General features: G+C 45.5%; 10 protein-coding genes and 1 pseudogene. 7 read left to right on the top strand and 4 right to left on the bottom strand.

All coding sequences use genetic code 11. The annotated features are described in order from the left end of the window. Positions 1 to 492: 492 nt before the first annotated feature. The 7 genes and pseudogenes from CAFE_RS10610 (at position 493) to CAFE_RS10640 (ending at position 4,643) form a co-directional block, all read left to right on the top strand. The gene (locus CAFE_RS10610) at positions 493 to 777 is read left to right on the top strand and encodes a DUF3846 domain-containing protein (protein ID WP_156990631.1); all 285 of its coding nucleotides are present in this window, start codon (positions 493 to 495) and stop codon (positions 775 to 777) included. A 19-nt stretch (positions 778 to 796) separates the two neighbouring features. Further along, positions 797 to 1,000: a DUF6103 family protein gene (locus tag CAFE_RS10615; RefSeq protein ID WP_066647603.1), complete on the top strand. Its 204-nt coding sequence runs from the start codon at positions 797 to 799 to the stop codon at positions 998 to 1,000. Between the two features lie 9 nt (positions 1,001 to 1,009). Beyond that, positions 1,010 to 1,600 carry a hypothetical protein gene (locus tag CAFE_RS10620; protein ID WP_156990632.1) on the top strand — a complete coding sequence of 197 codons (591 nt, stop codon included), beginning with the start codon at positions 1,010 to 1,012 and terminating at the stop codon, positions 1,598 to 1,600. 92 nt (positions 1,601 to 1,692) lie between these two features. Beyond that, positions 1,693 to 1,836: a hypothetical protein gene (locus CAFE_RS10625; protein WP_156990633.1), complete on the top strand. Its 144-nt coding sequence runs from the start codon at positions 1,693 to 1,695 to the stop codon at positions 1,834 to 1,836. 296 nt (positions 1,837 to 2,132) lie between these two features. Continuing rightward, positions 2,133 to 2,468 (top strand): annotated as a pseudogene (locus CAFE_RS10630) (sensor histidine kinase); the annotation flags it as partial. Between the two features lie 156 nt (positions 2,469 to 2,624). Next, complete coding sequence (locus CAFE_RS10635) at positions 2,625 to 3,290, top strand: ABC transporter ATP-binding protein (protein ID WP_156990634.1); 666 nt, start codon at positions 2,625 to 2,627, stop codon at positions 3,288 to 3,290. 12 nt (positions 3,291 to 3,302) lie between these two features. Then, the gene (locus CAFE_RS10640; RefSeq protein ID WP_156990635.1) at positions 3,303 to 4,643 is read left to right on the top strand and encodes an ABC transporter permease; all 1,341 of its coding nucleotides are present in this window, start codon (positions 3,303 to 3,305) and stop codon (positions 4,641 to 4,643) included. 5 nt (positions 4,644 to 4,648) lie between these two features. Here the strand turns inward: CAFE_RS10640 and CAFE_RS10645 are convergent, their stop codons facing one another. The 4 genes from CAFE_RS10645 to CAFE_RS10660 form a co-directional block, all read right to left on the bottom strand. Further along, positions 4,649 to 6,328: a recombinase family protein gene (locus tag CAFE_RS10645; protein WP_009064819.1), complete on the bottom strand. Its 1,680-nt coding sequence runs from the start codon at positions 6,326 to 6,328 to the stop codon at positions 4,649 to 4,651. A 140-nt stretch (positions 6,329 to 6,468) separates the two neighbouring features. Then, a complete protein-coding gene (locus CAFE_RS10650; RefSeq protein WP_009064822.1) occupies positions 6,469 to 6,732 on the bottom strand; it encodes a DUF6870 family protein in 264 nt (87 codons plus the stop codon). 141 nt (positions 6,733 to 6,873) lie between these two features. Further along, positions 6,874 to 7,074, bottom strand: coding sequence for a hypothetical protein (locus CAFE_RS10655; RefSeq protein ID WP_011988842.1), 201 nt, complete (start codon positions 7,072 to 7,074; stop codon positions 6,874 to 6,876). A 455-nt stretch (positions 7,075 to 7,529) separates the two neighbouring features. Next, positions 7,530 to 7,949 carry an RNA polymerase sigma factor gene (locus tag CAFE_RS10660; protein ID WP_156990636.1) on the bottom strand — a complete coding sequence of 140 codons (420 nt, stop codon included), beginning with the start codon at positions 7,947 to 7,949 and terminating at the stop codon, positions 7,530 to 7,532. Between the last annotated feature and the right edge of the window lie 222 nt (positions 7,950 to 8,171).

Consider the following 8,171-nt stretch of genomic DNA (forward strand, 5'->3'; position numbering starts at 1 on the left):
CAAATCTGTTATGCTCTAAGAGCTTTTTATTTTCTTTCACAACTAAATTTTAAAGCAAAAAGCCGGAGCTGCCAATACCTTTTCGTATGGTTGCTCCGACTTTTTTTTCGTGCCGTTTTGCAACGGCTCCTTTTTTCGTCTTCAGTGATGATTGAGACCCGAACACGCAGAAAGCAACTCGTCCGCTTCTGAACAGCAAAGCCGCCAGCAAAGGCAGAGCCGACGCCGTGCACATACACAGCCGATTCAAGAAGAACCTGAAACCCCGCAGCCCGAGCAGGAAAACCAGGGCATCACAATGGGAGGCCTATAGGAAACAGACTTTATTGATATCGTAATAGGGTGCAAGACAATCCATGCTTATTTCGGACAGCCGGCTGCTTTTGCCGGCTCCTTTTTTATGTTCAAATTTTGATTGTAAGCAGCAGGAGCCGACAGGTTGAACCGCACAAAGAGCCTTATTCCGCCGAGATCGATTGAACGCTGGAAGGGATGCAGAGCGCTGTTGGCGGACTGATCGAATTGATTGATCTGGAAAAATCCGTGACGCTTGTCTGCAATGAAGAGGCAAAGCTCATCGGCATGGAGGGCAATCGATCTTTAGGAAATGACATCATCGCGGGAACATTTTTTATTTCAGGCAGTGATGAAGAAGGAAATTTCACTTCACTGTCCGCCGATAAAATCAAGCAGTATACAGAAAAATTTCAGACTCCGGAAACATTTACTCCGGAGGAGATTGAGAATACAACCGGTATTTGGTTTATCAGCCTCTGAGCAGGAAGGAGATTTTGCTATGAGAAAAGAAACCTTAACGGTCCGTTTCAATTCGGAAAAGCTTCAAGCGATCAGGCAGTATATGAGGAAAAAAGATGCCGATCTGAATGGAGAACTGGACAGTGAACTGCAAAAGCTTTATGAAAAATACGTTCCGTCAGCCGTCCGGGAGTATATTGAATCTCGTGATTTTGGGGAAGCCGCCAAACATTCCGAAACGTAGGATGATTAAATGATGGGAAAAGAAGAAACCGTAATGTCTTTCACTCAGGATCAGGAAACCGCCTTGGAATGTATTCGAGGGCTGACTTATTATGCAATGGAGCGGCAGGCGGACAATCTCACGCATTTGAATCCTACCGAATTCCATATCCATCTGGAAAACAGGAACGCTAAGATTCGCAATATGATTATCCATCTCTCTCGGTTTTGGGGTCTTTCGACGAACCTTGAAACAGAGATTTTAAAACCTTTTGATGACAACATCTGTTCCGCGCATTGTCCGGCCAAGATTGAAATCGCGGGTGCGGACCATCAAAAAGCGGTTGTTTCAGGACTCTCCCGTTATGCTGATGAGCTGATGCAGGTGCGAAAGCTTTTGGAGAATATCGTTGCCTTTCTCCCATGGAATGTTTTCTATCAGAAGGCCGAGCCGCTTCGGGACCAAATTGACTTTTCCCTCGCTTCTGCCACCGCCCGCCAAAATATTTTATTTACCCATATCCTGCTGGGAGCAGAAACCGGACCGGCAGGCAGTGACTTTCTTTCCGGTGCCATGGAGGATGAGAAGGCATCAGGGGAACAGAATTATTTGAGAATTTAAAGACGCAACATCCGGAGATCCGGAATTGGCATACGATCTGTACGCTTTACCGCTGCGGAAATGGGCTTGAATTACCCAGGAATGCCTCCTGCTTGGATCTGCAGATCATGCGGGAAAAGGGAGAAAATTTTCTGGATCTGAAGGGAGTCACATGTTGCCGGATGCCCATTGAATTTGATATGTATCTCGACGAATTTCCAAGCTATGATTCCCATTCTCAGAAATTGAACATGTGAAATCTGTAAGAGATATTTTATCATATTAACGGGAACACCAGCACAACAGATATGAAGGCCCGTGTTGCCGCCCATGTGCCGTTTTGTGCCGCTTTGGGCTCAAGGGTGGCATCCCAATCCCAGTCTGCCCCTAAATCCCCGCGTTGGAGCTGTGTGCCAAAGCTTGCATTTAAGAGCTGCCGTGATTCTCTCCCCTTTTGCAAGGTGAAAGTCAAGGTCGAAAGTTGTGCGGGTTAAATCGCGGGTGGCTTTTACAAGCCTCCCGCACGGTTTACACCGACAGGCAAAGCCGTATGGCGGAGGCTCTGTTCAACCTTCTGGACAATGCGGTGAAGTACACGCCGCCGGGCGGCAAAATCTCCGTGAAGGCGGAGCGATGGGAAGCGGCGACTAAAATCGACATCTCCGACACGGGCAGGGGCATCCCGGAACAACACTACGCGCAAATTTTCGGGCGCTTTTACCGGGAGAACGAAATACATGATGTCAGCGGCGTCGGCATCGGCCTCTATCTTTGCCGCGAGATCATTCAAAAGCAGGGCGGCACTATTCAAGTGAAATCCAAAGTCGGCAAAGGCTCCACCTTCTCGGTGTTCCTTCCAAGCCAAAGCATGGCCGGTACGGAAGGATAGGCTTTGGCTTTATGAAAAGACAGCTTTGAGGGCTGCCTTTTCTCTTTCCTTGATGAAATGTCTCAAAACCGTGACAATTCATTTTTCGATTGAGACTTTTTGGTGACATTTGTCCTTTACAATGGAGAGCAACAAATCGAAAGCAGGGGGATTACTATGAGCATATTAGAAACAAGTGAACTAAAAAAGTATTATGGAACCGGTGCAAATCTGGTGAAAGCTTTAGACGGTGTTGCTCTAAACGTGGAGCCGGGAGAATTTGTGGCGATTGTTGGCACATCCGGCAGCGGAAAATCCACTCTCCTGCACATGCTCGGCGGGCTGGACACCCCTACTTCCGGCAGCGTGGAGGTAAGCGGAAAAGAATTATCTAAAATGAACGACGATCAGCTCACGATTTTTCGACGCAGGAATATCGGCTTTATCTTTCAGAACTACAACCTTGTGCCGATTCTGAACGTCTATGAGAATATCGTCCTGCCCATTGAACTGGACGGTGAAAAGCCGGACAAAACCTTCATCGACAAGATCGTAAAAATGCTGGGATTGACGGAGAAGCTGAACAATCTGCCGAACAACCTCTCCGGGGGTCAGCAGCAGCGTGTGGCAATCGCAAGAGCATTGGCAACCAAACCTGCCATCATCCTTGCTGACGAGCCGACCGGAAATCTGGACAGCAAAACCAGTCAGGAAGTGTTGGGACTTCTTAAAATGACGAGCCAGCAATTTCATCAGACCATCGTGATGATTACCCATAACAATGAGATCGCCCAGCTTGCGAACCGTATCGTGCGGATTGAAGACGGCCGGATTGTGGCATGAGGGGGCAAGACTATGCTTCAGAACAACAATAACTTCATCATTAAACGCTTAGCAAAAGCCACAGAAAAAAGTGAAAAGCGACTCAATGTAACAGCAACTGTAATGATTGTTTTGTCCGTGGCTCTTTCCTTCGCAATGTGTCTTTTTATGCTTGCGCAGGAACGCGATTACGACCTTGTAAAACAGAATATGCCACAAATCAACGTCCTACAAGTATCTGATGATATGATTCAGAAGATGAGCCAAGATCAGGCATTCTCTCAGGTTTCTGTTAACAGCAAAATCGACAACTATACTAACAAAGACTATTCTGTTGGTATCATGTATATGGATCGTTCTTATTTGAACGGCAAAGGGAAAGATATAGAGGGTCGTATGCCGGAGGCTGCGGATGAAGTATTGTTGGATTCCTACTATGCGCAACGTTTGAATGTAAAAACCGGAGACACGGTATCTTTGAAAGTCAATGGACAAGAAAAAGAATTTACTGTTACCGGTCTGCTGAGCGATGTTAAAAAAACCAGCAGTGATTCCAGAAACTATATAGTTATTGTATCAAAAGAATTTTTAAATCAAAGTTCAAAACCTGTGCTTTATAATGCGGGGCTTTATTTACCAAATGGCAGTCGGCTTACTAAAGAAGAAGTACAGAACGAGATGATAAGTATTCAGCAGCGTTACCATCTTTCTGGGGAAAATCTTAACCTGAATAATTCTGTCTCTATGAAGGGGAATTCTTTTCAAAGCCGCTTTTCACAAACCGGCGTATTGCTTGGCCTAACTATTTTTATTTTCATCGCCGCAGCGATTGTCATTTACAGCCTCTTTTATATTTCAGTATCTCAGAAAACCCGACAGTATGGTCAGCTGCGGGCAATCGGTACCACAAAAAAACAGATCAAAAAACTTGTCCGCTCTGTCGGGGTCTCGTTTTTAAAAACCGGACTTCCGCTCGGACTGGTGATAGGCGGTATTGTCGGTTATGCAATGGATCCCAACGGCTGGTATTGGCTTCACACGTGGATTGCAGCATTGGTGGTAATCTGCCTGAGCACAATCTGTATTTTGATTGCTGTTTCTGCTCCAGCGTCAAAGGCTTCGGAGATTACACCGATTGAAGCGGTTCGCTATTCAGGTTATGAATCTGCCAATTTAAAAGTATCCCAAAAGACGCACCGGAGAATCACCCCCGTATCTCTTGCCAAAATGAATTTCATAAGGGATCGGAAAAAAGTTGCCTCAACCCTTCTTTCACTGGCAATTGGAGGAATCCTGTTTGTGGTAGTTTCCGGGATCTCAGCATCATATGAGTGTTATATATTAGGAAAACCAACAAGCTCTGTTCGTGTGTAGGTGTCTTATCCTACCTGTAAATGCGAGTTGACTTCGATATACTGGATAATGCGGCGCAGCTCGTCGGCAAACTTAAACCGTATGCTTATGTCGCCGCCCTCGTATACTTTGATATGGTCAACCAGTTCGATTAAGATTTCTCTTGTCAGCTTGTCGATGTTCTCGTATTTTCGGAAAGTTGCTAAAAAAGGATTTTCGGTGTCAATGCCATTTTCCAGTTCGTCCCGCTCTTTTTTCAGATTGGCAATCACTGTGCCAATGGCTTCATTTTGCTGTTCATAATCTTCACTCATGTGGCGGTAATCATTATGTGTGATATGACCGTCTTTCCAGTCCTGATAAAGTGCTTGCTTGTACCGCATGATTTTGGTAAGCTCTTTTTCTTTTGCGGTAATCAGTTCATTCAGCCGTATCGACTGGCTTTTTTTGAGCGGAGCCAAGTTAATTTTTGATACAATGGCGGAATAGCTGACTGCAAGATGTACCTGTTGCCGGATTGCATAGAGTACAGCCGCTTCAAGCCTTGTGCTTTTAATAGAGTGCATAGTGCAGGCTTTTTTAGAAAGGCTCTTATATGTTCCGCATTGGTAGTAAACGTACAATTCCTTGCTTGCTATCCGCGACATTGCCCGGCCACAATCCGCACAGCGGAGAAAGCCGCTAAACAGATAAAGCTGTTTCTGTTTTGGAGAAGTGCGGGTGTCACGCTTTAGCAGTTGCTTAACCTTTTCAAAGGCTTCGCGGTCAATAATCGGTTCATGGGTATTCGGGACAACAATCCAGTCTTTTTCAGGTACAGCTTCGATTTTGTGTATCTTGTAGCTTTTCACACGGTTTCGCCCCTGTGCCATATCTCCAACATAGACGGGATTTTTCAGCATATTGCTGATAGTAATGGTACTCCACATGGGCTGTGTCTGTCCGTTGGGGCATTTGTACTTTAATCCCTGACTTTGCTTGTAAACGGAAGGACACATAACACCGTGGTCGTTCAGATGATTCACAATAGCCCTGACGGTCATACCGCTTAGACACATGGAAAAAATCTTCTTTACCACTTCGGCGGCTTCATGGTCTACCAACAAAGCGTGTTTATCATTGGGGTCTTTGATGTAGCCATAGGGGGCATAGGAGCCAATAAATTCGCCATTACGTTTCTTGTAGTCAAACACCTGACGGATTTTCTTTGAAGTTTGGTAACAATACTGGTCGTTCATTACGTTCGTTATAGGAACAAGAATACTTGATACGCTGTCAGGGTTCAAATAACTGTCTACGCCCTCTGCCAAGCTGATAAAGCGTACATTCATCTGAACAAACAAATTTTCAATCAGGCTCCCGGCGTCCGTATAGTTACGGGAAAGACGGGAAAGGTCTTTGACAATCACGCAGTTTACCTTTTTCGCGTAAATGTCGGCCAGCAGTCTTTGAAAATCTGCCCGGTTCGTGTCTGTACCTGTGCAACCGTCATCAACATAGGTTTCGGCGCTTTCAAATTCATCAAGGTGCTGTCTGTAATAATCATCAAGCAACTTTTTTTGATTGGTGACACTGTTGCTGTCGTCCTTGCCACGATTCAAGTCCTCTTTGGATAACCGGATATATTTTGCAAGATTCCACCGTGTAGGATTATACGAAAATTGAGAAACAGCAGTATTTGTTTCCCTGTTTTTGGTTCGTGCCATGCTTCCTCCTTCCTATCACATTACACTTACATTATACCATTTCAGCATAATGCGAACAATGTTGTCGAGGGCTTAAAAATACTGTTAGATAGCTGATATTACCGACTTCGGGCCAAGTTGGCCCGAAGTGACATGACCGATTACAGGCCGCTTTTCTGCCGTATAAGAAAGTTTGTAATTACATCCTGCAAGGGGGGGCCGTCCTCCGGGAACTCTACCTTTACCGCAGTATCTCCATGACGGAAGCAGTAAGGGTTTTTTACCTGCTTCAAAATATGTGCCGCACGTTCCCTTTGAGGCAGGCTGTTATCAAAGTCGATTCCGCTAACATCTGTCAACTGTGATTTATCCACTGTGGCAATATCCACATCTTGCATTGTGATGATCTGTTCCAGATTTACCATCGCTTTGTGCCTTCTTCTCAAATGAAAAATGTACTTTATGTTTCCTGCTGTCCTATGAGGAAACATAAACAGTCACCACTTTATAAGCAAAAGTGATGGCTGTTAATCTTTCCTCATACTTCGGGCCGAGTTGGCCCGAAGTCAATAGGGACTGTTCCGGTAATGCCCGTCTGCTTCGTGAATGGATTTGAAGTCAAATCTTTCGTTCAGTTCCATAACCACGCGCCGAATATCATCAGAGCTAAAACCACAGCTTTCCATTGCCCAAATGACATAGCCGCGACAAGCATTGTTGCTCCACGGTTCAGGCAGTATTTCCGATAAATTCATATCTTTTTCCATTTCGATTCTCCTATGCCAGAATAGGGGGAGTGCCGCGCCGGGAAAGAATGGGCTGTCATTAGACAGAAATGCCCGGCGCGGCCTCCTATATGGTAAATAAGAGGATAACCCGGACAGGCGGCGGCAACCGCCCTCATGGGAATTTCACCCCGCCCCATGCTGATGGCGCGACGGTCAATACTGTGACGCGTTCAAACCGTAAGTATCATTGTACCAATCAAAAGATTATCGCCGGGTAGATTGCCATATCTGCTCTGTCACAGTTGGTAGGAATCGCTCACGCTCCGTTTGGTTTTTCCCCCTTTCAACGGGCGGTTTTGGCGTACCCTGTGGCTTGGCTCCCTTTTGATTGAACGTATCCGGGTTATCTGTATTCAGTTGTCAAAGAACGGCAGATGGAGAAAAAACTCCTTCTAATAGCCGTGTGATTTGAAAGGCAAATTCGGAACTGGAAATTAAGACTTTTTCAAAAATTTCTCCATGCTTTTCAACCCTTTCTCAATAGCAACTCTGACGGCTTTTTCATTTATACCCTCTGCCCGTGCAATATCGGATTTACTCATACCGAGTATGTAATGGGCATAAATTCGTTTTCCTTGCTTGTCCGGCAAGTAAGCGATTGCGGAGTGCAGTTGTTCGGAAGTAATTTTACGCTCGTAAATCTCGCAAGGGGAAAGGGATTCAAAAAGAATATCCTTTTCGATCCCGTCGTCAGCGTCCAGCGAATAGTGGGCTTTGTTATAGAAGCGGCGGCGAATGTAGTTTTTCTCCAAACGTTCTGCTTCCAGCAAATCGTCCTTGATTTCATCTGATATCTCAACAAAAAAGTCTGAATTATAAAACGGGTAATAATCCCGCAGATTGATTTTTGCCATAAGGCGTTCCTCCATTTCGATTTTTTAGGGAATAGTGAATCGAAATGGAGCGGGAGGGGAACGACAGCGAGGTCGGACTTCGGGCCAAGTTGGCCCTGTTATCGCCGGAGTATAATTGACCGAGATCGCCGGCGGAATTGACCCACTCAAGAATAACGGCTACCATGGCATAAAGAAACGCCATGGAGGTAGGCCGGATGTTAAGGAGTGGAATGATACACA

Origin of the sequence: Caproicibacter fermentans (assembly GCF_009746625.1) — a bacterium.
GTDB lineage: Bacteria > Bacillota > Clostridia > Oscillospirales > Acutalibacteraceae > Caproicibacter > Caproicibacter fermentans.

What these genes read in the sequence shown, in the direction of transcription:
- CAFE_RS10650 (WP_009064822.1), bottom strand. Translation starts at nt 6,732, where the DNA reads ATGGTAAATCTGGAACAGATCATCACAATGCAAGATGTGGATATTGCC.
- CAFE_RS10620 (WP_156990632.1), top strand. Translation starts at nt 1,010, where the DNA reads ATGATGGGAAAAGAAGAAACCGTAATGTCTTTCACTCAGGATCAGGAA.
- CAFE_RS10615 (WP_066647603.1), top strand. Translation starts at nt 797, where the DNA reads ATGAGAAAAGAAACCTTAACGGTCCGTTTCAATTCGGAAAAGCTTCAA.
- CAFE_RS10660 (WP_156990636.1), bottom strand. Translation starts at nt 7,949, where the DNA reads ATGGCAAAAATCAATCTGCGGGATTATTACCCGTTTTATAATTCAGAC.
- CAFE_RS10610 (WP_156990631.1), top strand. Translation starts at nt 493, where the DNA reads ATGCAGAGCGCTGTTGGCGGACTGATCGAATTGATTGATCTGGAAAAA.
- CAFE_RS10645 (WP_009064819.1), bottom strand. Translation starts at nt 6,328, where the DNA reads ATGGCACGAACCAAAAACAGGGAAACAAATACTGCTGTTTCTCAATTT.
- CAFE_RS10655 (WP_011988842.1), bottom strand. Translation starts at nt 7,074, where the DNA reads ATGGAAAAAGATATGAATTTATCGGAAATACTGCCTGAACCGTGGAGC.
- CAFE_RS10640 (WP_156990635.1), top strand. Translation starts at nt 3,303, where the DNA reads ATGCTTCAGAACAACAATAACTTCATCATTAAACGCTTAGCAAAAGCC.
- CAFE_RS10635 (WP_156990634.1), top strand. Translation starts at nt 2,625, where the DNA reads ATGAGCATATTAGAAACAAGTGAACTAAAAAAGTATTATGGAACCGGT.